Origin of the sequence: Flavonifractor sp. HCP28S3_F3 (genome assembly GCF_052065355.1) — a bacterium.
GTDB lineage: Bacteria > Bacillota > Clostridia > Oscillospirales > Oscillospiraceae > Flavonifractor.
On record NZ_JBQHUF010000047.1, the window covers coordinates 1 to 477 of the forward strand.

1 protein-coding gene is annotated in these 477 nt (G+C 50.9%); it reads right to left on the bottom strand.

Annotated elements, in window-relative coordinates:
- On the bottom strand, window positions 1-477 hold a 477-nt coding region (locus ACTNB1_RS14895), incomplete at both ends, for a GTP-binding protein (protein WP_441170542.1).

The window sequence follows — 477 nt, forward strand, 5'->3', positions numbered from 1 at the left end:
ATCGTTATTTTCGATGACCGCATCCCATGCTTCTATGTCGGTATTTTCCTCCAGGACTATTTCCGGGGACAGCGACACCGTCTGCTTGATGATAATATCGGCGGAGAGCTTATCCCGAACAGACTGATATACGCTCTCCAAATCAATGCCAACCTGGTCGATCTTGTTGATAAAGATAACGGTGGGAATGTTCATTTTCCGCAGGGCATGGAACAGAATACGGGTCTGGGCCTGCACGCCATCTTTAGCGGAGATCACCAAGATGGCCCCATCTAAAACAGCCAAAGAGCGGTACACCTCCGCCAAAAAATCCATGTGGCCGGGCGTATCCACAATGTTGACTTTACATCTGTGCCACTGGAAGGAAGTGACTGCCGCTTGAATGGTAATCCCACGCTGCCGCTCCAAAAACATGGTGTCCGTCCTCGTTGTCCCTTTTTCGACGCTCCCCGGTTCTGAAATGGCTCCGCTGGCATA